The sequence below is a fragment of the Nostocoides sp. genome, assembly GCF_037045025.1.
GTDB lineage: Bacteria > Actinomycetota > Actinomycetes > Actinomycetales > Dermatophilaceae > Nostocoides_A.
In genome coordinates, this window is sequence record NZ_JBAOHM010000019.1 from 223,514 (window position 1) to 246,028 (window position 22,515).

26 protein-coding genes and 4 pseudogenes are annotated in these 22,515 nt (G+C 72.4%); 14 read left to right on the top strand and 16 right to left on the bottom strand.

Features of this window, described 5'->3' with window-relative positions; all coding sequences use genetic code 11:
* Window positions 1–977 precede the first annotated feature (977 nt).
* The 3 genes from V9G19_RS28160 to V9G19_RS28170 form a co-directional block, all read right to left on the bottom strand.
* On the bottom strand, window positions 978–1,298 hold the full coding sequence (locus V9G19_RS28160; protein ID WP_462288675.1) for a hypothetical protein: 321 nt from the start codon (window positions 1,296–1,298) through the stop codon (window positions 978–980).
* A complete protein-coding gene (locus tag V9G19_RS28165; protein WP_462288676.1) occupies window positions 1,241–1,879 on the bottom strand; it encodes a phosphotransferase in 639 nt (212 codons plus the stop codon). The genes V9G19_RS28160 and V9G19_RS28165 overlap by 58 nt, the downstream gene beginning before the upstream one ends.
* Before the next feature lie 332 nt (window positions 1,880–2,211).
* Complete coding sequence (locus V9G19_RS28170) at window positions 2,212–2,646, bottom strand: DUF2505 family protein (protein ID WP_462288677.1); 435 nt, start codon at window positions 2,644–2,646, stop codon at window positions 2,212–2,214.
* Window positions 2,647–2,780: 134 nt separating this feature from the next.
* Here V9G19_RS28170 and V9G19_RS28175 point away from each other — a divergent pair, with 134 nt between their 5' ends.
* Entirely contained in the window at window positions 2,781–3,068 is a 288-nt protein-coding gene (locus tag V9G19_RS28175; RefSeq protein WP_462288678.1) for a hypothetical protein, read from the top strand.
* Between the two features lie 239 nt (window positions 3,069–3,307).
* Here the strand turns inward: V9G19_RS28175 and V9G19_RS28180 are convergent, their stop codons facing one another.
* Window positions 3,308–3,514, bottom strand: a complete 207-nt coding sequence (locus V9G19_RS28180; RefSeq protein WP_462288679.1) for a hypothetical protein — start codon at window positions 3,512–3,514, stop codon at window positions 3,308–3,310.
* An 11-nt stretch (window positions 3,515–3,525) separates the two neighbouring features.
* On the opposite strand from V9G19_RS28180, the pseudogene V9G19_RS28185 reads away from it, so the two are divergent.
* The 8 genes and pseudogenes from V9G19_RS28185 to V9G19_RS28220 form a co-directional block, all read left to right on the top strand.
* Window positions 3,526–3,909, top strand: a pseudogene (locus V9G19_RS28185) (HEAT repeat domain-containing protein); the annotation flags it as partial.
* Between the two features lie 577 nt (window positions 3,910–4,486).
* A pseudogene (locus V9G19_RS28190) lies at window positions 4,487–4,711 on the top strand (ATPase, T2SS/T4P/T4SS family); the annotation flags it as partial.
* A gap of 52 nt (window positions 4,712–4,763) precedes the next feature.
* Window positions 4,764–5,150, top strand: coding sequence for an ATPase, T2SS/T4P/T4SS family (locus V9G19_RS28195; protein ID WP_462288680.1), 387 nt, complete (start codon window positions 4,764–4,766; stop codon window positions 5,148–5,150).
* Window positions 5,151–5,693: 543 nt separating this feature from the next.
* Window positions 5,694–6,200 (top strand): annotated as a pseudogene (locus tag V9G19_RS28200) (ATPase, T2SS/T4P/T4SS family); the annotation flags it as partial.
* 34 nt (window positions 6,201–6,234) lie between these two features.
* Window positions 6,235–6,552: pseudogene (locus V9G19_RS28205) on the top strand (ATPase, T2SS/T4P/T4SS family); the annotation flags it as partial.
* Window positions 6,540–7,592 carry a hypothetical protein gene (locus V9G19_RS28210; RefSeq protein ID WP_462288728.1) on the top strand — a complete coding sequence of 351 codons (1,053 nt, stop codon included), beginning with the start codon at window positions 6,540–6,542 and terminating at the stop codon, window positions 7,590–7,592. The pseudogene V9G19_RS28205 and the gene V9G19_RS28210, both read left to right, overlap by 13 nt.
* Before the next feature lie 64 nt (window positions 7,593–7,656).
* Window positions 7,657–8,154, top strand: a complete 498-nt coding sequence (locus tag V9G19_RS28215; protein WP_462288681.1) for a TIM-barrel domain-containing protein — start codon at window positions 7,657–7,659, stop codon at window positions 8,152–8,154.
* Window positions 8,155–8,837: 683 nt separating this feature from the next.
* Complete coding sequence (locus V9G19_RS28220) at window positions 8,838–9,362, top strand: hypothetical protein (RefSeq protein WP_462288682.1); 525 nt, start codon at window positions 8,838–8,840, stop codon at window positions 9,360–9,362.
* Between the two features lie 6 nt (window positions 9,363–9,368).
* On the opposite strand, the gene V9G19_RS28225 is transcribed toward V9G19_RS28220, so the two are convergent.
* The 5 genes from V9G19_RS28225 to V9G19_RS28245 form a co-directional block, all read right to left on the bottom strand.
* On the bottom strand, window positions 9,369–9,500 hold the full coding sequence (locus tag V9G19_RS28225) for a hypothetical protein (RefSeq protein ID WP_462288683.1): 132 nt from the start codon (window positions 9,498–9,500) through the stop codon (window positions 9,369–9,371).
* 36 nt (window positions 9,501–9,536) lie between these two features.
* Complete coding sequence (locus V9G19_RS28230) at window positions 9,537–10,931, bottom strand: NAD(P)/FAD-dependent oxidoreductase (protein ID WP_462288684.1); 1,395 nt, start codon at window positions 10,929–10,931, stop codon at window positions 9,537–9,539.
* Between the two features lie 1,470 nt (window positions 10,932–12,401).
* Window positions 12,402–12,731, bottom strand: coding sequence for a hypothetical protein (locus tag V9G19_RS28235; RefSeq protein WP_462288685.1), 330 nt, complete (start codon window positions 12,729–12,731; stop codon window positions 12,402–12,404).
* A 288-nt stretch (window positions 12,732–13,019) separates the two neighbouring features.
* A complete protein-coding gene (locus V9G19_RS28240) occupies window positions 13,020–13,352 on the bottom strand; it encodes a DNA methyltransferase (protein WP_462288686.1) in 333 nt (110 codons plus the stop codon).
* Window positions 13,349–13,954 carry a hypothetical protein gene (locus V9G19_RS28245; RefSeq protein WP_462288687.1) on the bottom strand — a complete coding sequence of 202 codons (606 nt, stop codon included), beginning with the start codon at window positions 13,952–13,954 and terminating at the stop codon, window positions 13,349–13,351. The genes V9G19_RS28240 and V9G19_RS28245 overlap by 4 nt, the downstream gene beginning before the upstream one ends.
* A 338-nt stretch (window positions 13,955–14,292) precedes the next feature.
* Between V9G19_RS28245 and V9G19_RS28250 the strand changes: the two genes are divergently transcribed.
* Window positions 14,293–14,571, top strand: coding sequence for a hypothetical protein (locus tag V9G19_RS28250; RefSeq protein ID WP_462288688.1), 279 nt, complete (start codon window positions 14,293–14,295; stop codon window positions 14,569–14,571).
* 108 nt (window positions 14,572–14,679) lie between these two features.
* Here V9G19_RS28250 and V9G19_RS28255 read toward each other — a convergent pair whose 3' ends face one another.
* Entirely contained in the window at window positions 14,680–15,024 is a 345-nt protein-coding gene (locus V9G19_RS28255; RefSeq protein WP_462288689.1) for a hypothetical protein, read from the bottom strand.
* On the opposite strand from V9G19_RS28255, the gene V9G19_RS28260 reads away from it, so the two are divergent.
* The 4 genes from V9G19_RS28260 to V9G19_RS28275 all read left to right on the top strand — a co-directional run bounded on the left by V9G19_RS28260 (window position 15,017) and on the right by V9G19_RS28275 (window position 17,986).
* Complete coding sequence (locus V9G19_RS28260; RefSeq protein WP_462288690.1) at window positions 15,017–15,400, top strand: hypothetical protein; 384 nt, start codon at window positions 15,017–15,019, stop codon at window positions 15,398–15,400. The genes V9G19_RS28255 and V9G19_RS28260 overlap by 8 nt on opposite strands.
* Before the next feature lie 156 nt (window positions 15,401–15,556).
* Window positions 15,557–15,778 carry a hypothetical protein gene (locus V9G19_RS28265; protein WP_462288691.1) on the top strand — a complete coding sequence of 74 codons (222 nt, stop codon included), beginning with the start codon at window positions 15,557–15,559 and terminating at the stop codon, window positions 15,776–15,778.
* Window positions 15,747–16,376: a hypothetical protein gene (locus V9G19_RS28270; protein WP_462288692.1), complete on the top strand. Its 630-nt coding sequence runs from the start codon at window positions 15,747–15,749 to the stop codon at window positions 16,374–16,376. The genes V9G19_RS28265 and V9G19_RS28270 overlap by 32 nt, the downstream gene beginning before the upstream one ends.
* Window positions 16,367–17,986, top strand: coding sequence for a right-handed parallel beta-helix repeat-containing protein (locus V9G19_RS28275; protein ID WP_462288693.1), 1,620 nt, complete (start codon window positions 16,367–16,369; stop codon window positions 17,984–17,986). The genes V9G19_RS28270 and V9G19_RS28275 overlap by 10 nt, the downstream gene beginning before the upstream one ends.
* Window positions 17,987–18,209: 223 nt before the next feature.
* On the opposite strand, the gene V9G19_RS28280 is transcribed toward V9G19_RS28275, so the two are convergent.
* The 6 genes from V9G19_RS28280 to V9G19_RS28305 all read right to left on the bottom strand — a co-directional run bounded on the left by V9G19_RS28280 (window position 18,210) and on the right by V9G19_RS28305 (window position 22,245).
* Complete coding sequence (locus V9G19_RS28280; protein WP_462288694.1) at window positions 18,210–18,359, bottom strand: hypothetical protein; 150 nt, start codon at window positions 18,357–18,359, stop codon at window positions 18,210–18,212.
* A 10-nt stretch (window positions 18,360–18,369) separates the two neighbouring features.
* Window positions 18,370–18,627, bottom strand: a complete 258-nt coding sequence (locus V9G19_RS28285; protein WP_462288695.1) for a hypothetical protein — start codon at window positions 18,625–18,627, stop codon at window positions 18,370–18,372.
* 90 nt (window positions 18,628–18,717) lie between these two features.
* Window positions 18,718–19,110, bottom strand: coding sequence for a hypothetical protein (locus tag V9G19_RS28290; RefSeq protein ID WP_462288696.1), 393 nt, complete (start codon window positions 19,108–19,110; stop codon window positions 18,718–18,720).
* Between the two features lie 354 nt (window positions 19,111–19,464).
* On the bottom strand, window positions 19,465–20,169 hold the full coding sequence (locus tag V9G19_RS28295) for a hypothetical protein (protein ID WP_462288697.1): 705 nt from the start codon (window positions 20,167–20,169) through the stop codon (window positions 19,465–19,467).
* A gap of 3 nt (window positions 20,170–20,172) precedes the next feature.
* Window positions 20,173–20,340 (bottom strand): flagellar biosynthetic protein FliO, encoded by a 168-nt coding sequence (locus V9G19_RS28300; RefSeq protein WP_462288698.1) that lies wholly within the window; start codon window positions 20,338–20,340, stop codon window positions 20,173–20,175.
* A gap of 213 nt (window positions 20,341–20,553) precedes the next feature.
* The gene (locus tag V9G19_RS28305; RefSeq protein WP_462288699.1) at window positions 20,554–22,245 is read right to left on the bottom strand and encodes a heterodisulfide reductase-related iron-sulfur binding cluster; all 1,692 of its coding nucleotides are present in this window, start codon (window positions 22,243–22,245) and stop codon (window positions 20,554–20,556) included.
* Window positions 22,246–22,515: the final 270 nt, after the last annotated feature.

Genomic DNA, 22,515 nt, shown 5'->3' on the forward strand with positions numbered 1-22,515 from the left:
CCCCGCGGTGTCGCTGCCCGACACCGAACCCCCGCACGCCGAGGCGCTGCCCGCGCGACGACAAGGGCTTCGAAGCCGCTGCCCGGCCGCCCGATGACGTTGGCCGCGGACGACGCGGTGGGGCAACGGCGTGTTGGGCGTGCGGACGTTGCGATGGGGCCATGGCGTGTTGGGCGTGCGGACGTTGCGTTGGGGAACGCGCGCCCACTGGGGGTGCGTTGGGCGGCGTGCCGAGGCCGCCGGGGGTGTGTTGGGCAATGGTGCGCGGGGACCGCGGACGGCGCGTTGGGGCAATGGCGTGCGGACCGCGGACGGCGCGTTGGGGACTGCGTGTGGGACCGCGGGCGGTGCGATGGGGCAATGGTGTGCCGAGGCCGCCCACGGCGCGTTGGGGATGGCGTGCCGAGGCCGCGCGACGTCGCGTTGGGGCACATGGTGTGCCGAGGCCGCGGACGGTCGCGTTGGGGAAACCGACGTGCGGGGCCGTGTCCGGGGTCCGCCGGGTTCACGGCGATGCAGGGGCGCGCAGTGATGGAGACACGCAGGATGGCCGTTCACCGGGCGCTATTGTTGCGACCCGCCCCGCAAGGGGGCTCCGAACGATCGGGAATTCACCGCCCGTTGCGTTGGTTTGTGGGCCACACCACCGTCGTCGCGCCGAGGGGTACGACCTGCGACAACGCCTTGCTCGTTGCCATCGTGGGGAACCCCCTTGTGGGGTGGTCCGCAACAATAGCGCCCGGTGAACGGCCATCCCGATCCCTCCATCCCACACGCCCCTCATCGCCGTGAACCCGGCGGACGAATGACACGGTCCCGGCACGCCGGTTGCCCCAACGCGACCCCCGCGGCCTCGGCACGCCGTTGCCCCAACGCGACGCTCACGCGGCCTCGGCACGCCGGTTGCCCCAACGCGACCCCCGCGGCCTCGGCACGCCGTTGCCCCTACTGATGCTCGCCCCCCCGCAGGCGATCCGCTACGCCCCGAACCAGTCGGGCGCGATCGCACGGAGCTTCGCCCGGAGTGCTGCGCGCTCGGGCAGCAGCGACAGCGCCCGGTCGGCGTACACCACGCTCTGCGGGGATGTACTGCAGAAACGATGGGTTCTGCGCACGCGGTCGATGTAGACAAAGCGCCCGGCGTCCTTGAGCTTGCGCTGGGCGGCCTGCGTCCAGAAGCGGTGGGCGTAGCGATCGGCGGCCTCGCCCGTGACGCCCGTGTTGGCGCAGTGACGCGCGATCAGCGCCCGCTGCTCGTCGAGCGAGAGCGAGGTGTACGAGTCGCACAGGAGCGCCACGAGGTCGTAGGGCTCCGGGCCCACCAGGGCGTCTTGAAGTCGATCACGACGAAGGCCCCGCGGTGGAGCATGAGGTTCTTGCTCTGCCAGTCGCGGTGCATGACCACGCGGGGCATGGCCGCGACGACGTTGGAGAGCGCGTCGAACTCGGCGTCGAGGCCGGCGCGCTGATCCTCGGTGAGCGGGCGGCGCCAGGCCTCAAGGCCCCGCTCGCGAAAGTGATCGAGCTCCCAGCGGATGAGCTTTCGGTCGAAGGTGCGGCTGTACACCAGCCCCGTCGCACCCGACCCCTCCCTGAACGGAAACGCCCGCTGCCAGTCGGCCAAGAGGTCGACGGCGCGCTCGTAGAGGGTCATCCCAGCCGGCGCGCTCGGTGCGGTGCAGCACCCGAAAGAGGGTGTCGTCGCCGAGGTCTTCGAGCAGCACGCAGCCGCGGGCCGAGAGGTCGGCGAGCACGCGCGGCGCCCGCACCCCGCGGGCGTGGGCCTCGGACTGCACCACCAGAAAGGGCATCCGCGCGGGCGGTGCGCCGTCGGTGGCCTCGTCCGACGCGGTGGCGCGCTCGGAGCGGAGAAGCGCATCGCGATGGCGCCGTCCGGCTCGGGCGCGCCCGACAGGGTGAGGCGTTGGTAGCACCGGCTGGACGCGTCGGCCGATTCGGCGCGCCCACGGACTCAAGGTGCGCGCCCGGCCCGAAGGCCTGGGCCACGGCGTCGACTAGCTCTGGATCGTGTGGGGTCATCGTGCGGAGGTCCGCGAGGCTACTGCGACACGCGCACGACGCGGTCGAGTTTTTCGCCGTCCGCGCGGCGATCGATGGGGGCGACGGTCAGGTGCCGGCGAGAACCTCTTGTCGGTGATCCACTTCGCCATGAACTGCGCGCCGCGGTCGTAGGCGTCGCGCATGGACTTCTCAGCCGAAGCCCTCCAGCGTAGAGTTCAGAAGGAAGCTCACGTTGGCCGTGTTGTCGATCTCGATGATCCTGCGGCAGCGACCCGCGCCCGCGGGCTCGCAGCGGATCGTGCCGTGCGTCTTGAGCTTGTCGGCCATCGTGCTCGGGATGCCCTTGAACGACGACACCTTGGTCGACTTGTTGAACGTGGTCTCTTCGGTGAAGCGAAAGCCCGACCCGAGCACCTTCTGAATCGCGCCCGGGATCTCCATCTTCGGGGTCGCCACGGTGCGACGGAAGATCTCCGCGTCGGTCTCGCGCTGCTCCAGGTTGGTGTACTCCGGGTACCCGAGGCCGTCCTTGAAGAGGGCCAGGTTCATGTCCTTGTCGAAATTGACGCGCCAGAACGTATCGACCGAACAGTTGAACTCGTGCGTGAGCGTGAAGCGTCCCATGTGATCTCTCCTGGTTGACGGTGCCCCTTCGGGCGCGGCGGTGGGGGTGCCGCGGCCCGAGGCGGCGAAGGCGACGGCGGTTCTTTGCGCGCAGCCGTTGCGCGGGTGGCGTTTATACTCCCTTGCGACCCGCCATGGCGCTGCCACTGTTTGGATCTCGCTCACCGCTTCAACGCCTGCTGGCCTCCAACTGGAAGGACGAGGACGAGAAGAACCAGCTCCTCACGTCGCTGCGGGAGGACGCCGGACTCAAAGCCGGCGAGCTCATCCCGCTCCTCTGGAGCGCGCGACCCGTCGATGCCGCAACGCGGTCGCGCCGATGTTCGTGCTGCGCGCCGACGCCAAGTGCCGTGTCGCGGCTCCTGGTCACGGAGATGCAGTCGCAGGGCACCGGCGGCGCGGGCCTTCGCGCGTGCGCGTGATCGATCGCGCATCCGGGCCGGAGGCACATCGCGCCCCGCGATCGAGGCGCTGCATCAAAGACGCCTCGCCCGATGCGGCAGCGCCTCGGGTGGGAGGTGGCGCTCGAGCTCCCGTCCGAGATGCGCGCGCGCCTACGCCGAGCGCGCGGTGAAGGAGGCGCCCGGGCCCGATGCGGGTGCACGGCGCTCAACCGCGCTGGTGACGGACAAGGGCGGCGCGCGCCAGCGCAAGGCCCTGCTCATGGAGGCTCGCGCAAGGACCCCGAGGACCGCCTCCGCGAGCGCGCGATCGAGGCTGCCTCGGGCGCGGACTCCGGACCGACGACGTCCTCGACCTGATGCTCGACCGCTTCGCGCACGGACAACGCCGCGGTGCGCTCGCACTGCACTGACGGCACGGTGCGCAAGGCCGCGGCGAGCGCGCGCCCGAGGAGGTGCGCCCGCAAGCTCTATGAAGATGCTCTCCGAGGGCGACGACTCGATCCGCCGGACGGCCGCGGAGCTCCTGCTCTCCACGGGCTCCGCCGGACGACGGTGCGTGCTCGAGATCCTGCAGCACGTGCCGCTCGCTGCTGGGGTGGCTGCGCACGCGCATCCTGAACACCCTCAAGACCTTCGGCGACGACGGTGCTGCGGCCCGCGGCGGCGCTCCTCGAGCACCGACGACGACGACGTGCGGATGCAGGCCCTGGTGCTCTGCGAGCACTTCGAAGACCCGCGGCTCGTCGGGCCGGTGGTCAAGCTCCTCGACGACCCGGACTGGTGGCTGCGCATCACCGCGTGCGAGACGCTCGGCAAGCTCAAGGACGAGCGGGTGGTCCCGCACCTGGTGAAGGCCCTCGACGACCAGGACACCCGCTGGGCCGCGATCGACGCGCTCGGCACCATCGGCGGCGAGCACGCGCTGCGCGCGCTGGTGGGCGCTGCTCAAAGACGAGCGGCCCGAGGTGCGGCTGGAGGTGCATCCAGGCGATGCGCGCGCTCGAAAGACCCGCGCCTCGGCACAGCTGCTCAAGCAGGTCGTCGAAGACCGACACCTCGCAGGAGGTCCGCACGCGCGCGGCCGAGCTCGCTGCGCGAGTTCACGGCACGGTCGGCGACCGGCAGCGAGAAGCGCCACGGCGGCGGTGCACTCCAGCGCGAGATCTCGAGGCCCGATCGACCGGCTGCTGGCGATGGCGCGCGAGCAGGGGCGCGTCGGACATCCACGATCACGCGTGGGCGAGCCGCCGTTCTTCCGCATCAACGGCATGGTCGAGCGCGCTCGACACCCAACCCCTCGACGAGCACGCAGACCCGCGCGATGATCGCTCGAGATCCTCGACCCGGTGCGCCGCAAGCATCTTCGAGGCGCGCGGGCGAGGTGGACTTCTGCCACGCCGATCCCGGGCGTCGGGCGCTACCGCGCCAACGCCTTCGTGCAGCGCAAGGGGACGTGTGCGCGTCGTTCCGGTGCATCCCGAACATCCCGCCGACCTTCGCGGACCTGCGGCTGCCCGGGCCAGCTCACCGAGCTGCTCGACTACCACCAGGGGCTGATCCTCGTGTCGGGCCCCGCGGGCGGCGGAAAGAGCACCACCCTCGCGGCGATCATCAACCTCATCAACGAGACCAAGAGCGACCACGTCATCACCCTCGAGGACCCGATCGAGTTCGTGCACCCGGTGCAAGAACTCGCTGGTCAACCAGCGCGAGGTGGGGCGCCACACGCAGAGCTTCGCCCGCGCCCTCCGCGGCGCGCTGCGCGAGGACCCCGACGTGATCATGGTGGGCGAGATGCGCGACGTCGAGACCATCCGCATGTCGCTCATGGCCGCGGAGACGGGCCACCTCGTGATCGCGACGCTCCACACGACGAGCTGCCGTCGCCACGGTCGACCGGCTGATCGAGAGCTTTCCGCCCGACGAGCAGCCGCAGGTGCGCATGGGCCTCTCGGAGAGCCTCAAGTACGTCGTGTCGCAGTCGCTCGTGCCGCGCGCCGACGGCAAGGGGCGCGTCGCCGTCTACGAGGTGCTCAAGGGCACCATGAACGTCGGCACCCTCATCCGCGACGGACAAGACCTTCCAGCTCCCGAGCGTGATGCAGATCTCCCGCGCGCGCGGGGATGCAGACGCTCGACCAGAGCCTCGAGGAGCTGCTCGACGCGGGGCTCATCACCGCCGAGACCGCCTACGCCCGCGCCGAGAAGAAAGAGACTCTTCGAAGCCCGCCTCAACGACGCCAGGCCCCAGGAGGCGCAACCCGCATGACCCGTCACCCGCACGCCCCCCACGGCCACGGCCACGGCCACGGCCACGAGCACGGCCACCCCTCGCAGCGCCCCTCCGTCGGCGCCCCGCCGCGCCCCTCCGCCGCACCCGCGCCGCACCCGCCGGGCGACGCCGCACCCGGCGAGCGGGTCGCCACCGGCGGGTCTCCACCGAGCGGGTCTCCACCGAGCGCCCTGCGATGTCCCCGCCCGCTGCGGCGCCGCCCGCTGCGCAGCCGACGCCCAAGGCTCCGACGCAGGCCTTCGTCCCGCCCGACTCGGCGGCGGCGGCGGCCGCGGCGGCAGCGCGCAGCGGGCGCAGCGAAGCCCCAGATCAAGATCGGAACGAGCCGCATCGATCGGTTCTTGAAGCTCATGAACGACCGCGGCGCGAGCGACCTGCACCTCTCCGTGCGGCCGCCCGCCCATCTTCCGCCTCGGCGGGCGCATGGAGCCCATCCGCTACCGCACGCTCGACGACGACGACTTACACGCAGCTCCTCGAGCCCATCGCCCCGCCGCACCTCTGGGCGGACTACCTCGACAACGGCGACGTCGACTTCGCCTACGAGGTGCCCGGGCGTGTGCGCGCTTCCGCGTGAACCTGTTCAAGCAGGAGCGCGGCATGGGCGCGGTGTTCCGCATCATCCCGACGAAGCTCATGACGCGTCGCAGCAGCTCGGGCTCCCCGAGTGCATCCGCAAGGTCGTGGCGATGCGCTCGGGCCTCGTGCTGGTCACGGGCCCCACGGGCTCGGGCAAGAGCACCACGCTCTCGGCGATCATCAACGAGATGAACGAGACGCGGCAGATGCACTTCGTCACCATCGAAGACCCGATCGAGTTCGTGCACCCGAACAAGAAGTCGCTGATGTCACAGCGCGAGGTCGGGCCCGCACTCCAAGAGCTTCTCGACCGCGCTGCGCGCCGCCGTGCGCGAGGACCCCGACGCCGTGCTCGTGGGCGAGATGCGCGACCTCGAGACCATCTCGATGGCCCTCACCGCCGCGGAGACCGGCGTGCTGGTGTTCGGCACGCTGCACACCAACTCCGCGGCGAAGACCATCGACCGCATCATCAACGTCTTCCCCGCGGAGAAGCAGCCCGGCGTGCGCGGGACGCTCGCGTCGGTGACCAAGTGCGTCGTGGCGCAGCAGCTCCTGCGCAAGAAGGGCGGCGGGCGCGTGGCCGCCGTCGAGATCCTCTTCAGCTCGCCAACGCGATGTCGTCGATGATCCGCGAGGGCAAGACCCACCAGATCTCCGGGCTCATCAAGCTCGGCAAGCGCGACGGCATGATCGCCATGGACGACGCCCTGCAAGCGCCCTCGTCGAAGACCGACACGATCGAGCCGCTCGCCGGGCTCGAGAAGGCCATCGACAAAGACGACTTCCGCAAGTGGCTCAAGGACCGCGGCGACGGACGTGCCCGAGGCCAAGGAGTGACCCGCCCTCGCACGGCGCGGCCCCTCCTGGGGGCGCTCGCGACGGCGCTGTGCGCTTGCTCCGACCCGACACCCGCGGCCCCGGACGCCACCCTTCCGCGCGACGCAGCCGCCGACCTCCCGGCGCTGCCCGACGGGCTCGCGGCGCCGACCACCACGCTCGAACTCCGCGACGGGCGGGCGGTGTACGCCCTCGCCGCGGCCCCGCTGCGGCTCTCGGTCCGCCACCTCGACGGCGCGCCCTGGTTCGCCTCGCCCCCCGCCACCCCCCTCATCGAAATCGGAACGCGCGCCGGGGGCTCCTCCCCGACGCGCTTCTCGGACCCCCGCGTGCACGACCCGCCGGACATCACGTGGGTCTCTCCGTCGCGGGTCACCGACGCGCGCACCCCGTCGCCCGACACGCGCGCCGTCACGCTCGCGGGCGGCGACGGCGACGCCCTCACCGCCACGCTCGCGCTCACCCCGCAGGGCGCGACCCTCACCGTCGACGCCTGCGCCACCCGCGAGGCGGCGATGATCCGGGTGAACCTCGCCACGGACGACGGCGGCTACCACGGCCTCGGCGAGCGCTTCGGCCACGTCGATGCGCGCGGCGAGGTCGTCCCGATGCAGCTGCACCTCGACACCCGCGTCGCCTCGGGGACCAACGAGGCGCACGTGCCGGTTCCGTTCGTGGTGTCGACGCGGGCGTACGGGATGTTTGTGGAGACGCGCGAGGCCGGGGCGTTTGACGTGGGCGCGACCGACCCTTCGACCCTCTCGCGCGACCTTCGAAGGCTGCCGCGCGACGGTGCACCTCTACGCAGACGCCTCGACCCGTGCGGGTGATCGCGGACTACACCCTGGACGCTGGCGGCTGCGCGCACCCCGCCCCCGTGGGTCTTCGGCCCGCATGCACTGGCGCAACGAGTGGGCGAACGCCGAGCAGGCGCTCGAAGACGCCCGGCGGATCCGGGCCGAGCACATCCCGGTGAGCACCCTGTGGATCGACAACCCCTGGGAGGATTCGTACAACTCCCACGCGTTCGACACGCGGCGCTTCCCAGACCCGCCGGCGCTCCTGCGGGAGCTCGCGCGCATGGGCTATCAAGGTGCTCTTGTGGAGCACGCCGTACCTCGACGCGGTGGCGCCCGGCGCGACGCCCGCCAACACCGCCGAGCGGCTGTTCGTGCAGGCGCGCGACCATGCACTGGCTCCTGCACGCTCTCCGACGGCTCGCCGTTCGTCTCGCCCGCCAACCCCGGCAGCGCTGGGGGAATGGGCGATTCCCGCGGGGCGCTGGTGGATTTCAGCTCGACCCCGGCGCGGAACTTCTGGACCTCGCGCGTCGCGGCCCCTCGTCGCGATGGGCGTGCGCGAGGTTCAAGCTGGACTACGGCGAAGACGTGATCCCCGAGATCGCCGGGGCGCCGCCCGCGGATTCAGCTTCTCGAACGGGCGAGACCGAGCGCACGGGCGGCGCAGGCTCTACCCGCAGGGCTACCACGGCGCCTACCGCGACGCGCTCGACCAGGCCTGCGATGCGGAGAGGGCTTTCTGCTCGTGCGCGCGTCGAGCTACGGCGGGCAGCGCGTCGCCGACGTGGTGTGGCCGGGCGACCTCGACAACGATTTTCGCCGCCACGAGGAGCGGTCAGGTGGGCGGCCTCCCGGCGGCGGTGCACGCGCTGCATCTCGCTGTCAGTGCAGCGGGTTTCCTGCGTTCGGGTCGGACACCGGGGGCTACCGCGGGCGGGCGGCCGACGCGCGAGGTGCTGCTGCGCTGGGCCGAGCACACCGCGCTCTCGCCCGTTGATGCAGCTCGGCGGCGGCGGAGACAACCACAACCCCTGGAGCTACGACGCCGACGCCACCGACGACGTACCGAGCGCTCGCGCGGCTGCACAACGACCTCGTGCCGTACTTCCGGCTGCTGGCCGCGGGCGCTGCGCGTGACGGCACCCCCACGGTGCGCCCGCTGGCGATCGCAGTTTCCGTCGGACCCGGCGCGCGCGCGACGCGGACGCGTACACTCCTCGGCGACGACCTGCTCGTGGCCCCGGTGGTCGACGGCGGGCGCGACGACGCGGCAGGGTGCACATCCCCCCCGGAACGTGGGTGCATTGGTTCGACGGCACCGCGCACACCGGCCCCACAGACGTGACGGTGCCCGCGCCGATCGGGCGGCCCGCGCTGTTCATGCGGCAGGGCGCGGTGATCCCGATGATGGCCTCGGACGTCGACACGCTCTCGGCGACGGACGACCCCGCGGTGGTCGACGAGACCGACCGGGCGACGATCGTGCGGGCGCGGGCGATCCCGGCGGGCGACGCGGCGGCGGCGGGCGTCTCTGTGCACGAGTCGGCGGCAGCGCTCACGGTGACCTTCGCCCCGACGGCCCCGGTCGATGAGCTCCGCATCGAAATCGACCTTCGCCACCGAGCGAATCCGTCGTCCACGGTGTCGGCCGTGACGCGCGCGACCGGCGACGCCCTCACCCGCGCCGACGCCCCCGCGGCGCTCTCCGCCGGCTGCCGCGACTGCTGGAACTACGACCCCACCACCGGCTGGCTGCGCGTAAACGTCCGCGGCGCAGCGACGCTCTCGGTGACCCCGTAGAGTGCCTCAGCGCGCGTCCATCTGATCGACGACGACCTCCGCGAAGGGCAGCGAGCACGTGAACGCGGGCGAGACGGCGTTGAGCACGTGCGTCGAGCGCTCGCCGTGCTCGATGAGAAAGTCCTGAATGAGCGTCATGCGCGCGGTGTCCACCAGCTGCGCGCGGATGCCGGCCTAACGTCCGGGCAAGAGGTCTTCGGGCTTGAGCCCCTCGACGAGCGCGCGCGCGGCGCGAAAGAAGCCCTGGCGGGTGACCTTCGCCGCCTCGGTGAGCGCCAGGGCCCTGAAGTGATCGGTGTTGTGCGCGAACAGGTGGGCGAGAAAGCGCGACATCCACGCGGCGTCGCCGGCCCGGATGCCGCGCAGTCCCTCGTACTGCTCGCGCCCGAGGAGCGGCAGGGCGGTCGGCCCCACGGTCACCACCCCGTCGGGGCGACGCGTGAAATGCACGCCCAGAAAGGGGTTTCTGAGGTCTGGAACGGGGTAGATGTTGCCGTTGCAGCGCACCGCCGACGCGGGCGACAGCTCGAAGAATCCGCCGCGAAACGGGAGCAGCCGGTACGCGAGCCCGACGCCCTCGGCGTGGGCGACCGTGTCGGCGTGGAGGCCCGCGCAGTTGACCAGGTGCCCGTACCCGACCTCGCCCTGCGTGGTGCGCGCGACGCCGCCCCCGTGCCCGAGCCAGCGGCAGTCGTACCGAAACGTCACGCCCTCGCGCACGGCGTCGTCGACCATCGCGGCCATGACGGCGCGCGGATCGACCACGGCGGTGTCGAGCACGTGCAGCGCGGTGTCGTGGGTGCGGGCCGAGGGCTCGATGGCAGCGAGGGCCTTGGCGTCGATGCGCTCGATGCGGATGCCGTTGGCGGTGCTGCGCTTGTAGAGCTCGTCGAGCCCCGCGCGCTCGGACTCGTCGCGGATCACGATGACCTTGCCGCGGGCGGTGTACGGGATCGCCCGGGCGTCGCAGTAGTCGCGCATGCGGCGGTTGCCTTCGACGCAGAGCCGCGCCTTGAGCGAGCCGGCCGCGTAGTACACCCCGGCGTGCCGAACACCCCGCTGTTGCGCCCGCTCGCGTGCAGCCCCGCGCGGCCTTCGGCCTCTAGCACCGTCCACGCGCCCGCCGTGTCGCCGGCGGAGTTCACGCGCGATCGAGACCCCGATCACCCCAGCGCCCACGACCAGAACGTCCGCCGTTCTCGCTCGCTCCACCGATGGCCGCGGAGGTGCGCCGCGACCGCGGGGGCGCGAGCGCGAGAATTTCCTCGCAGGGTGGGCCTGCGCGGCTGCCGCTCCACGCGCGCGGGCGATCGGGAGTACGGTCGGCGGATGACCGAACCCAACGACTCCACCGAGGGCGGGTGGCGCTCGACGGCGTGCATCCTGTGCAGCATCAACTGCGGCATCGAGGTGCGCACCGAGGGGCGGCGCGCTCGCGAAGATCCGCGGCGATCGCAGCGCACCCGGCGTCGCAGGGCTACACCTGCGAGAAGGCCCTGCGGCTCGACCACTACCAGAACGGACCGCGACCGGCTCACCACGCCCGCTGCGCCGCCGCCCCGACGGCACGCTTCGAGGCGATCGACTGGGACACGGCGATCACGCGAGGTCGCCGCGCAGCCTCGGCGCGGTGCGCGACGCGCACGGCGGCGAGTCGATCTTCTATTACGGCGGCGGCGGGCAGGCGAACCACCTCGGCGGCGCGCTACGGCGCCGCGCCTGCGCGCCGCGCTCGGGTCGCGCGTACAGCGTCGAACGCGCTCGCGCAGGAGAAGACGGGCGAGTTCTGGGTCGACGGGCAGCTCTTCGGCCGCCCGCGCTGCCACACCGTCGGGCGACTTCGAGCACGCCGAGGTCGCCGTGTTCGTCGGCAAGAACCCGTGGCAGTCGCCACGGCTTCCCGCGGGCGCGCGTCGTGCTCAAGGCAGATCGCCGAGGACCCGGCGCGCGCGCTCGATCGTGATCGACCCGCGGCGCACCGAGACCGCCGCAGATGGCCGACCATCCACCTGCAGGTGCGGCCCGGCACCGACGCGTGGTGCCTCGCCGCGCTGCTCGCGCGTGCTGCGTCGAGGAGGACCTGGTCGACCACGCCTGGCTCGACGCGCACACGCCGTCGGGCTCGACGCGCTCGACCGGCGCTGCTCCGCGACGTCCCGGTCGCGCGCGTACGCGACGGTCGCGGGCGTGCGCCGAAGACGCACGTGCGCGCCGTCGCGCCGGCGCATCGGCCGCGCCGCGAGCGTGTCGATCTTCGAGGACCTCGGCATCCAGCAGAGCCCGCACTAGCACGCTCGTGCTCGTACCTCGAGAAGCTCGTCTACCTCCTCACCGGCAACTTCGGCAAGCGAGGGCGGCGATGAACATCCACACGCGCTTCGCGAGCCTCGGGCGGCGGCGGTGGCCGCGCGGAGCGCTTCTCGCCCGGTCACGCGGGCAGCGCGATCATCACCGGGCTCATCCCCGCGGCGGCGATCCCCGACGAGATCCTGACCGACCACCCGAAGCGGTTTCGCGCGATGATCGTCGAGAGCGCGAACCCCGCGCACTCGCTGCCCGACTCGCCGCGGATGCGCGAGGCGCTCGGCGCGCTGGACGTGCCTGGTGGTCATCGACGTCGCGCTCACCGAGACCGCGCGGCTCGCCCACTACGTGCTGCCCGCGCGCCGTCGCAGTACGAGAAGTGGGAGGCGGCGTTCTTCAACCTGGAGTTCCCCGCGCAACACGTTCCAGCTGCGGCGCGCCGCTCTTCGACCCGCTGCCCGGGCACGCTGCCCGAGCCCGAGATCCACCGGCGCCTCGTGCGCGCGCTCGGGCGCCTACGCCGACGACGACCTCGCGGCGCTGCGCGAGCCGCGGCGCCGGGCCGCGGGCCGCGTTCGCCGACGCGCATGTCCTCGGGCCTGCTCGGCGCGCGCCCCGAGCTCGCGCGCATGCGCGCCGCTCGTTGCTGCTACGAGACGCTCGGTCCCACGCTCGGCGACGGGCGCGCGGCGGCCGCCGCGCGTGTGGGGCGCTCGCGCAGACGTGCTTCATGGCCTACCCCGAGTCGGTGCGCGCGCGGCGGGGCACGCGAGCGGCGACGCGCTCTTCGAGGCGATCCTCGCGCACCCCGAGGGCGTGACCTTCACCGTCGACGCCGTACGAGGAGACCCGTGCGGCGGCATCGACACGCCGGACGGACGCGTCCACCTCGCGGTCCCCGAGCTGCTCGACGAGCTCGCGGCGCTGCCGCACGAGGACGCCGCCGCGCGCGACGCGGAGTTCCCGTTCGTGCTCTCCGCGGGCGAGCGTCGGACCGTCGACGGCCAACACGATCTTCCGCGACCCGGCGTGGCGGAAGAAGGACGCGACGGGCGCGCTGCGCATGCAGCCCGCACGACGCCGCGCGCCTCGGGGTCGCGCGACGGCGGGCGCGTGCGGCGTGACCACGCGCCGCGGCGAGCGTCGAGGCCGTCGTCGAGGTCAGCGACACGCTGCAGCCCGGGCACGTCAGCCTGCCCAACGGCCTCGGGCTCTCGGTCACGGACGGCGGCCGCGGTCGCACGGCGTCGCGCCCAACGAGCTCACCGTCGAGCGCCGACCGCGACCCGATCGCCGGGACGCCCTGGCACAAGCACGTCCCCGCGCGCGTCGAGGCGATCGCGTGATCGCCCGCTAAAGAACAGCGAGCTTGGGGACGGCCTGCCGGGCGAGCGTGACGAAGTCGGCGCTGACGCTCGACGCCGACGCTCGGTGAGCCCGAGGCGCTCGGCGGCGGCCAGCGGTGGACCCCGAGCCCATGAACGGATCGGCCACGACGCCCACCCCCAGCGGGAGCGCGGCGCACACGAGCTGTCGCAGGAGCGACTGGGGCTTGAGGCTCGGGTGGTCGGCGAGGCGGCGCTCGCGCTGGGGCGTCCGCTCGCTCACGATCACGTCTTCGAAGGGGCCGCCCGTGGCGCTTCGGCGCAGCGCGCCGGTCTGCCAGGCGCGGAGGCAGTCGCTCACGCGTCGGCGCCGCGGTTCGGAGGGGTTTGCGGAAGATCCCCCAGGGCTCGTAGCAGCCGCGCGGGAGCGACGTGACGTTCGGGAACTCCGCCTCGGCGTTCTTGGGGCGGTCGCCGCCGCGGAGGGTGCGCACGAGGCGGATGAGCCTCGCCGCGAAACTCAAGGCCCCCGCGGACGACGGCGCCGAACACCAGCTGCGAGAGAAAGGCGTTGCCCGCGAGGAAGACGTGCGCCGCCGGGGCGCAGCGCGCGCAGGACGAGCGCGCGCCCCAGTCGGCGAAGAACGCTTCGAGGACGGCGCGCTCGCGCGGGGTGAGCGCGGTGAAGCGCGGCAGCGGGCGCGCGGGTGTGTCCGTCGAACGACGGCGGGATACGCCACACGCCCCCGACGCCCGACGCCCGACTGCGCGAGCTCGTGTGGGCTCGTACTCCTTCACGCCGTACGGGGGGTCGGTCACCACCGCATGGAGGCTGCACTCGGGCAGCGCCGCCAGCCACGCGAACGCGTCGGCGTGCACCAGCAGCGACGCCCCCACCCGATACGACGGAAACCCCAACGCGAACGCATCCACCACCGAGGGCTCTCTCTTCGCGCGCGCCATCGAGTGCCCGGCGATTCAACAGCATCCGCCGGGGGAATGCACCCGCTTCTCGACGGCCATTCATGGCCGACCCGACGGCCATTGATGGCCGACGCTCCCGCACCGAGGCGTCGCCACGGCGGGCGGGGCGTGCTACCGCCACGGCATCGTGCAGCGCGTCCCTCATCGCCCGCTCGGTGCTTCGGTGTGGGTGCTCCTGGCCGGGGCGCTCTCGCTCGCGTCGTGCGGCCCGCCGCGCGGGTCGATGATGTCGTACGCGGGCGTGCGAACGACGTGGCGGGCGGCGTTTGACCTCGACGACCACGTCTTGATCGTGCGCGCCGGGAGACCCGCAGGGGATGTCGCTGGTGGTGTGGCCGCCGCGCATCGAGCGCGGGGACGTGGTGCTGAACGCCGGGATGGCGAGCGCCGGCGGCGGGCACGAGAGCACGTACTGCTTTCAGATCGAGTCGCCGGAGTTCCTGCGGACCGACTGGCGCGAGCGGTTCTACTGGCGCGAGCCCGACGGGACGCGGGTGCACATCGAGGACATCCCGCTAGGGCGACGGCTCCCGCGGGGCGCGCGCGCGCTGCCGGTCGATCGAGCCGGTGCGTCCGTAGGCGCTCCGGGCGCGTGATATCGTCACCGCGCCAATGCTCCAACGCTCCACACGAAGCGCCCTGGGCGCTCGGGATCTCGCTGCTGGCGCTGGCGCTCACGGGGGCGCGCGCAGAGGCCCAGAGCGTCAACGTCGGCCCCTGCGCTCGAAGCGCTCAACCACGGGGATCCCGGCGGCGCCGAGGCGGCGTTTGAGCGGGTGCTGCACGAGCGCACGGCCCTGCCCGCGGACATCGTCGAGGCGCACCGGCAGCTCCGCGGGGTTGCGCGCGCGGGCGGGCGACTCGCAGCGGGCGCCGAGGAGCACGCGGGGGCGGCCACGGCGCTCGACCCGACGGTGCGGCCGCCGGACGGGGCGAGCGACGGGGTGCAGGCGATGTTCACCCGCGCGCGGCAGTCGCAGGGGGGCCAGCGCGCTCGGGGTCGAGCCCGACGAGCTCGCGGAGCGGATCTCGGCGTCGCGGGTGAGCATCGGGCACCTGGTGGCGCTGCACGTTCCGCGGAGGTTTCACGCGCGGCTGGGGGTGCGCTGCGTGTCGGAGAACACCGTGGTGGCCTCGCGGGATTCCGACGCGGCCGACGGGCACGGAGAGTTCTCGATCGACGCGCTGCCGGGGGGCGCGGCGCTGCGCTGCGTGGCGATCCTGGCGACGCAGGAGGGGGTGGTGTTCGACCGCCGCACGGTGAACGCCACGGTGCAGTCGCGGCGCGGCGGCGGGGTGTGGGTGGCCGTCGGCGGCGCGGCGCTGGCCGTTGCGATCGTGGTGACGGTGGTGGTGCTGGCGACCACGTCGGGCGACGACCCGGCGCAGCAGGTGCGGCTCGGCGCGCCGAGGATCGTGCCGTGAGGGCGCTGGGATGGTGCGTGTGCGCGGCCCTCGCGGGCTGCGGGAGCGACCCGGCGGGCTACGCCGTGGAGGTGCGTTTCGCGACCCCAGAGCTTCGGACGCAGGCGGTGGCGGTGGAGCTGCACGCGGTCGAGCGGTGCGGAGATTTTCGCGGCGATGGCGCAGGCGCCCGAAGGGCTGCTGGCGAGCGCGTCGATCGGGCAGGGGCCTGCGCGGACGTTGTTGGGAGACATTCGTCCTGGGACGATGGGGCTCTACGGGATCGCCCGGGACGCACACTGCCGGGTGATCGCCGCGGGCTGTCAGGAGCACGCCGTGGCGCTCAAGACGGTGGGGGACGGTGTCGGTGACGCTGCGGGCGATCACGAACGGCCCTGAGTGCCCGAACACCAGCTTGTGCGACCGGGGGTTTTGCGGGCTCGAAGACGGCACGGGGGTGTGCGCCGAGGGGACGGCCGACTGCGACCGCGACGCGACCAACCGCTGCGAGTCCACGCTGACGAGCGACGTGATGAACTGCGGCGCCTGCGGCCAGCGGTGCAGCGCCCAGAACGGAACGGCCCTGTGCATGGCGGGCCAGTGCTCGACGCGCTGCAACGCGGGGCGCTCGGACTGCGACACGGACCCGAGCAACGGCTGCGAGGCCACGCTGGCGACGGACCTGGCCAACTGCGGCGCGTGCGGGGTCGAGTGCCCCGAGCTCGACAACGCGACGCCCACGTGCACGGCGGGGGCCTGCGGGTTCTTGTGCGACGGGACGACGGCCGACTGCGACCACAACGCGGCCAACGGCTGCGAGATCGAGACCCGCACGTCGGTGACCCACTGCGGCGCGTGCGGGACGGCGTGCAGCTTTCCGCGCGCCAACGCCGAGTGCATCGACGGCGTGTGCGGGATCAACGGCTGCGCGGGCGGTTTTCACAACTGCGACGGCAACCCCACCAACGGATGCGAGAGCACGAGTCCATGCGGCTGAAGTCTGTGTTTGCGCGGGCGCTCCTGGCGCTCACGGGGCTGTCGGCGACGGCGTACGGGCAGGAGGCGGGCTGCAACGACTGCGCGAGCTGCACGGCGGCGCTGGCGGCGGAGAACGCGCGGGTGACGCTCGGCGGCGACCTCACGCACACCGGCGACGGGGCGTGCGTGACGATCGCGGGCGAAGGCGCGCAGCTCAACGGCCTCGGGCGCACCCTGCGCGGGCGCGCGGGCATCGGCGTGCGGGTGACGGGCCGCGGGGCCACGGTGCGAAACCTCACGGTGGACGGGCTCTCGATGGGCGTCGAGGTGGCGGCCGACCGGGTGACGGTGTTCCACGTGACGGCGAGCGCGCGGGACGTGGGGTTTGCGGTGGTCGGCGCGGACGCTCACCTCGCGCGGGTGACGGCCCGCGGCGCGCACACGGGCATCGCGTTTGGTGTGGTCGATCACGGCCGTTGCTCGGCGGGCGCGACGCTTCGAAGCCCCGGCGCGGTGGTGCGCCAGAGCGCCGTCGAGCGCGCGGACGTGGGCATCGCGAGCTGCGAGGCGTGGGCGCTGCTGAGCGACAACACCGTGACCGACAGCGAGGTGGGGATCCTGCTGGGCGCTCCTGCGGCGGCGCCTGGCGCGCAGGGGCCGTCGGCGGCGGGGCCGTGGGATGATTGCGCGTGCGCGCCGACGCTCGACCACGTGCGGCCCACGACGACGCTGATGTTCAGCTCGGGGTGCGGCGGGTGCGTGGTGCACGAGGGCTGGCTCCCGGCGCTGCGGGCCTCGCACCATGACATCCGCGCGCGAGAGACCGGCGTGGCCAATCTGGCGGTGGCGCAGCGGTTTGACGCGTTTCTCGACCGGTGTCTGCCCGAGCTGACGGATGTTCTTGGGATCCCGGGCTGCGTGCCCAACTACGGCTGCCTCGCGTCGGGCCTGGTGGCGAAGGTGCGCACCGGCCCCAACGCGTTCGCCCTCGAAACCTCGGTGAACGGCCAGGAGGAGGTCGCGCGTCTGGCCGAGGCCTGCGCGACGGAGGGCGGCCGGCGGTACCGCGCCGGGGCGTCGTGCGCGCGGTTTCAGCTCGTGAACAACCGCGTGTGCGGGAGCCGCTCGGCGGGCCTGCGCGGAGACGCCGCGGGGCTCAAGCTGCCGGGCTACGGCAACGCGTGCGGGAGCACCGACGGGATCGACCGCGAGCGCGCGGGCTGCACGGCGAGCTGCGTGGCGGGCGCAGACGCCGGGGGTGGCGCCGCCGCCGTCGCTCCCGCTGGACAACGGGCCGACCGCGGTGACGCCGACGCCCGCACCGACGCCCACGACGCCCGCGGCGACGACGCCCGCACCGACGACGCCTGCACCGACGACGCCTGCACCGCAAGGCAACGGGGTGATGTGGGCGATCGCGGGCGCGCTGACGGCGATGCTGGCGGCCGGCGCGTGGGTCGGACGCACGAAGAAGTGAAGCGGCCCGAGCGTCGACGCCGCGGCGCTCGGAGTGGTCACACCGGCCCACCGGTCGTCGCGGCGAGACGACATTGTGAGCGCCCCGCCCACGTACGTCCGCCACGACTCGACGGCGACGAAGCTCCACGCGCCGGCAACGCGGCATCTTGAGACCTTCGTGCGCTTCGCGGCCGGGCGCGCGGGCCATCCGCTGCCGCGCTACGTGGTGGCGGAGTTCCGCGGGGACGTACCTGCGCGAGGGCCACGCGCAGCTTCGGGAGCACAGCCGACCGGCTGCATGTGTCGCAGGCGCGCAGTCGCAGCGGAAGGCCCCACAAGAAGCGCGAGGCGTATCGCGGACGGCCCAGCGCGCGCGACATGGGGCGCGAGGGATTCAGCCTGCGAGCAGGGGGTCCACGCGGTCGGCGGTGACGGCGCCGCGGATCCATCGGTCGAGCGTCGCGGCGTCCGAGCACCCGAGGATCGTTCGCCGCGCTGCCGCGTCGCTGGCCGACGTAGAGCCGCTCGGGCCGACCGAGGCCATGCGCCTCAGCTTACCACGGCTTCCCCGGGCTTCCCTCGGGCCTCCCGCGGGCCTCGATCTCCTGAATGAACTGCGTGACTTCGGGTCGTTCGACGATCTTTGCAGCGTTCACGGAGGCCTCCTTGAGCCACGCGAGCATGGCGTCGCTGAGCGACAGAGAGCATGGCGCGGGTGAGAGCGCTGCTTTCAATTCTCGGGGCAGCGTGTCGGCGAGCGCGAGGGCCCGCGTCACCACCCGCCGCGCCGCCTGCCCGTGGCGCTCGTGCATCGCCCACACGGCGTAGAACGCCAGCTCCGGGCGCGCGGGGTCCAGCAGCGCCTCAACCCATCTGCCCGTGCAAGAGCACCACGGTCGGCGTCAGCGGCGAGCTGCGTCCCGCGCGGTCCCGTGTGCGTCGCGACCGATGCGCGCCCAGCGTGCGACGTGCGGCGACGCGGTGATCACCACTACGTCGCCCATACGCTTGTGCGCGTCGAGCATCAGCGCCGCCGCCAGCGGCCAGCGCCGGGCCTTCTCCGGGTCGATCGCGCGCTGAACCTCCAGCACCGTCCAGTCGCCGCCCGGCGCCACGCGCACCAGGTCCGGCCGCACCTCCACCGCGGCGGACGGGCGCAGCACAGAGTCTTGCACCGTCCACGCGGTGGGCGCCGCGGGCGGCGTGCGTCCTTGCGAGAGGGCGAGCAGCGCGTCGAGGTCGCCGGGGCGCTCCGAGAGCACCTGCACCAGCGTGTCATGCGGCCAGTCGGTCATCGTGCTCGCAAGACATCGCGCGTGCTGTGCCAGATCGGACACGGCTGAAAACACGGTGTTTGCGTGTGGTCGGATGGCAACAAGGGGGTGGCAAGGGGTGTCCAACCGCAGGGAAGTTGCCACTCCCTCGCGAGGTCGGGAGAGAACACAACCGACCCGCGAGGGCCGAACGCGGTTCATCGCCGTGATTCAGGCGCGTGATGTGGTCGAGCGGATCCTCACGCATGTGGGGCTGCCGGCGTCGCCCGTCGTGTTCGCGCCGCTGGGACGACACGAACGGACAGGAGTTCGCCCCAGCGCTAGAGGCAGAGGTCGGCCGCGTCGTCGGCCGCGGCGCGCGGATCCGCCGCGGCGCTACCGGTAGCCGAGGACGAGAGCGCGAGCGAGCAGGTACCAGCCGTCGGCCATGATGAACAAGAGCAGCTTGAACGGCAGCGAGACGGTCGAGGGCGAGACCATCTGCATCCCGAGCGCGACGAGGATGTTGGCGATCACGAGATCGACGACGAGAAGGGCAGGTACACCAGAAAGCCGATGGAGAAGGCGCTGGTGAGCTCGCTGACGACGAAGGCGGGCAGGAGCACCGAGAGGTCGTCGGCGGCGGAGGTCGGTGGTGACGCCCTGTTGAATCCGCGCGCGGCGCGCGAGGTCGAGAAAGAGCGCGCGGTCGCGGGGTGACGCGTTGGCGCGGAGAAAGCGGGCGGCGGGGGTGCGGGCGGCGGTCCACGCGCGGCCGAGGGCGTCGAGGCCGTCGGCGGAGGTGACGTTGGTGGCGAGCGCGCGGGCGACGAGGGGCCCGGCGGCGTCGGCCATGGCGGCGCCCGTGGGGGCCATGATGTGCAGCGACAGGATGGCCGAGAGGGCCATCACGACCATGTTGCTGGGCACCTGCTGAGTGCCGATGGCGTTGCGCACGAGGCCGAGCACGACGGAGACCTTCACGAAGCTCGTCCCCACCAGGAGGATGAACGGCAGGAGCGAGGCCACGCCGAGGAGCACCGAGAGCAGCAGGGGCGAGGTTCCGGCGAAGGGGGAGGCGCTGTGCGGGGTGATGGGCATCGGTCAGAGCGTCTCGTCGGGCCTCGGGGCGGGGGATCTGGCCCGCACGAGAAGCTCCGCAAAGGTCTTGGGGGAAGAGGTTTTCGCGCGGTCGTCGGGCGGCGGAACCTCCGACGGGTCGAGCTCGGCGAGCACGGTCACGGCGTGGTCGCTGCCGCCCAGCAGAAACACCCGCTCTGCCCGCCCGCACGAGGAACACCGCCCGCCGCGCATCGAGCATCACGCGGTCGATGACCTCAAGGCGTCGCTGCGAGGCGCCCGCGAAGCCGCGCGTGGCGGCCCACTTGAGCACGACCCACGCGACGACGCACACGGCCACGAGCGACAGCAGCGTCTGGAGCAGCGCCGCGCCGTAGCCCGTGGTGGCTGGCGGTAACGGATCAATCATCGGCGGTGGTGTGGAGTGTACCGGAGGACGGCGAGGCGGGCGCGCGCGGCGCTCAGGCCGTGGCGACGGGCTCGGCGGGGCGCGTCGGATTCGACGGCGGGGACGGGCTTCTCGGCGGTGTCAAAGATCACCGAGCGCTCGAGGAGCTCGGCGATGTCGAGCTGCTGCACCGGGTGCTTGAGGTCGTCGTCGATCTCCTTGAGGCCGTCGGTGAGCATGGTCTGGCAGAACGGGCAGCCGCGTGGCAATGGCGTCGGCGCCGGTGTCCACGAGCTGCAGCGTGCGCTGCGCTTGTTGACGCGCTGGGTGCTGTGCTGCTCTTCCATCCACATCTGGGCGCCGCCGGCGCCGCAGCAGAGGCCCTTGTCGCGGTTCGCCTTCGGCCTCGACGAGCTCGACGCCGGGGATGCGCTTGCAGCACGCTCGCGCGGCGCTGCTCGTACACGCTCGTTGTAGCGGCCGAGGTAGCAGCGAGTCGTGGTAGGCGACCTTGCGCGTCGCACGGCCTTGGTCGGGCTTGAGCTTGCCTCTCGGCGAGCAGGCCCAGCGAGGAAGTCGGAGTGGTGCACGACCTCGTAGTGGCCGCCGAAGTCGGGGTACTCGTTCGAGCAGGGTGTTGAAGCAGTGGGGGCAGGCGGTGACGATCTTCTTGATCGCCCGTACGTCGTTGAGCGTCGCGACGTTCTGCTTCGGCGAGCATCGTGGTACAGGAACTCGTTGCCGGCGCGGCGCGCGGGGTCGCCGGTGCAGGTCTCCTCGCTGCCGAGGATCGCGAAGTCCACGCCGGCGTGCTTGAGCAGGCTGCGCCGTGGCGCGGGCGATCTTCTTGGCGCGGTCGTCGTAGCTGGCCGCGCAGCCGACCCAGTACAGAAGCTGCGCGTCGGGCTTGTCGCGCATGAGCGGGGACGTCGAGGCCGTCGCTCCACGTCGGCGCGGTCCATGCGGGTGAGGTTCCAGGGGTTGCCGTTGGTCTCAAGGGCCTGGAAGGTCTTCTGGAGCTCGTGCGGGAACTCCCCGCTTGACGATGCACGAGGTTGCGGCGCATGTCGACGATCTTGTCGACGTACGAGATCATGACGGGGCACTGCTCTTCGCACGCGCGGCAGGTGGTGCACGCCCACAGAACGTCCGGGTCGAATCACGTTCGGAACGAGCGCGACGGAGTATGAGTTGATCCCGATGACCTCGGCGGGCGGGGCCTCCGGCGGCCTCGGCGCCCTCGGTGTCTTCGGTGCTCTCGGCGGACTTGAGGGCGGGCGTCGCGCGCTGCTTGCCCTGGGCCGTGACAGCATGTCGCCGCGCGTGCTCGTAGAGGTGGTTGCGCAGGTCGATGGTGAAGTGCTTGGGCGACAGGAGCTTGCCGGTGCTGGTGCGCCGGGCAGTTGTCCGAGCAGCGACCGCACTCGGTGCAGGTGTAGAAGTCCAGCATGCTCTTCCACGAGAAGTGCTCGATGCTGCGCGACGCCGACGGGCGCGTCGGTCGGGGTTGGGGAGCTCGGCCGCGGCGCCCACGATCTCCATGAGCTTCTCGCGTGTTCTCGGCCATCGGCGCGAGGCGGCCCGGTGGCGTCCATCGCAGCGAAAGAGCACGTTGAAGAGCGCCGTGATGACGTGAAAGTGCTTTCCGTACGGAAGATAGTTGAGAAAGCCGAAGCACCAGCGCGACGTGCGTCCACCAGCCGAAGCATGCCGAGCGCTTCCGCGCGACGTGCGCCGCGTCACGCCGAGCCGAGCAGATCTTCGCGACGATGAAGCCCGAGCGGACGAAGCCTCGTGCATGGCGCCGCGATGAGCGGTCGCGCGGCGGCCTGGGACCCCCGCCGCGGGCATCGCGAGGGCGGCCTTCGCGACGAGCGCCGCCGTCGTACAGCATGTCGGTGAGCATCATCGTGCGCGATGACACCGAGCACGACCCAGTCGCGTGCCAGCCGTAGGCGAGGCGCTTCTGCTTGTCGATC

Coding starts and splice junctions, on each gene's coding strand:
- V9G19_RS28165 (WP_462288676.1), bottom strand. CDS start 1,879: ATGCGCTTCTCCGCTCCGAGCGCGCCACCGCGTCGGACGAGGCCACCG.
- V9G19_RS28170 (WP_462288677.1), bottom strand. CDS start 2,646: ATGGGACGCTTCACGCTCACGCACGAGTTCAACTGTTCGGTCGATACG.
- V9G19_RS28175 (WP_462288678.1), top strand. CDS start 2,781: ATGGCGCTGCCACTGTTTGGATCTCGCTCACCGCTTCAACGCCTGCTG.
- V9G19_RS28210 (WP_462288728.1), top strand. CDS start 6,540: ATGTCGTCGATGATCCGCGAGGGCAAGACCCACCAGATCTCCGGGCTC.
- V9G19_RS28215 (WP_462288681.1), top strand. CDS start 7,657: ATGCACTGGCGCAACGAGTGGGCGAACGCCGAGCAGGCGCTCGAAGAC.
- V9G19_RS28225 (WP_462288683.1), bottom strand. CDS start 9,500: ATGACGCTCATTCAGGACTTTCTCATCGAGCACGGCGAGCGCTCGACG.
- V9G19_RS28235 (WP_462288685.1), bottom strand. CDS start 12,731: ATGCGCAGCGCGCCCGTCGCGTCCTTCTTCCGCCACGCCGGGTCGCGG.
- V9G19_RS28245 (WP_462288687.1), bottom strand. CDS start 13,954: ATGGCGCGCGCGAAGAGAGAGCCCTCGGTGGTGGATGCGTTCGCGTTG.
- V9G19_RS28250 (WP_462288688.1), top strand. CDS start 14,293: ATGTCGCTGGTGGTGTGGCCGCCGCGCATCGAGCGCGGGGACGTGGTG.
- V9G19_RS28255 (WP_462288689.1), bottom strand. CDS start 15,024: ATGCTCACCCGCGACGCCGAGATCCGCTCCGCGAGCTCGTCGGGCTCG.
- V9G19_RS28265 (WP_462288691.1), top strand. CDS start 15,557: ATGGCGCAGGCGCCCGAAGGGCTGCTGGCGAGCGCGTCGATCGGGCAG.
- V9G19_RS28275 (WP_462288693.1), top strand. CDS start 16,367: ATGCGGCTGAAGTCTGTGTTTGCGCGGGCGCTCCTGGCGCTCACGGGG.
- V9G19_RS28280 (WP_462288694.1), bottom strand. CDS start 18,359: ATGGCCTCGGTCGGCCCGAGCGGCTCTACGTCGGCCAGCGACGCGGCA.
- V9G19_RS28285 (WP_462288695.1), bottom strand. CDS start 18,627: ATGCACGAGCGCCACGGGCAGGCGGCGCGGCGGGTGGTGACGCGGGCC.
- V9G19_RS28290 (WP_462288696.1), bottom strand. CDS start 19,110: ATGACCGACTGGCCGCATGACACGCTGGTGCAGGTGCTCTCGGAGCGC.
- V9G19_RS28295 (WP_462288697.1), bottom strand. CDS start 20,169: ATGCCCATCACCCCGCACAGCGCCTCCCCCTTCGCCGGAACCTCGCCC.
- V9G19_RS28305 (WP_462288699.1), bottom strand. CDS start 22,245: ATGCTTCGGCTGGTGGACGCACGTCGCGCTGGTGCTTCGGCTTTCTCA.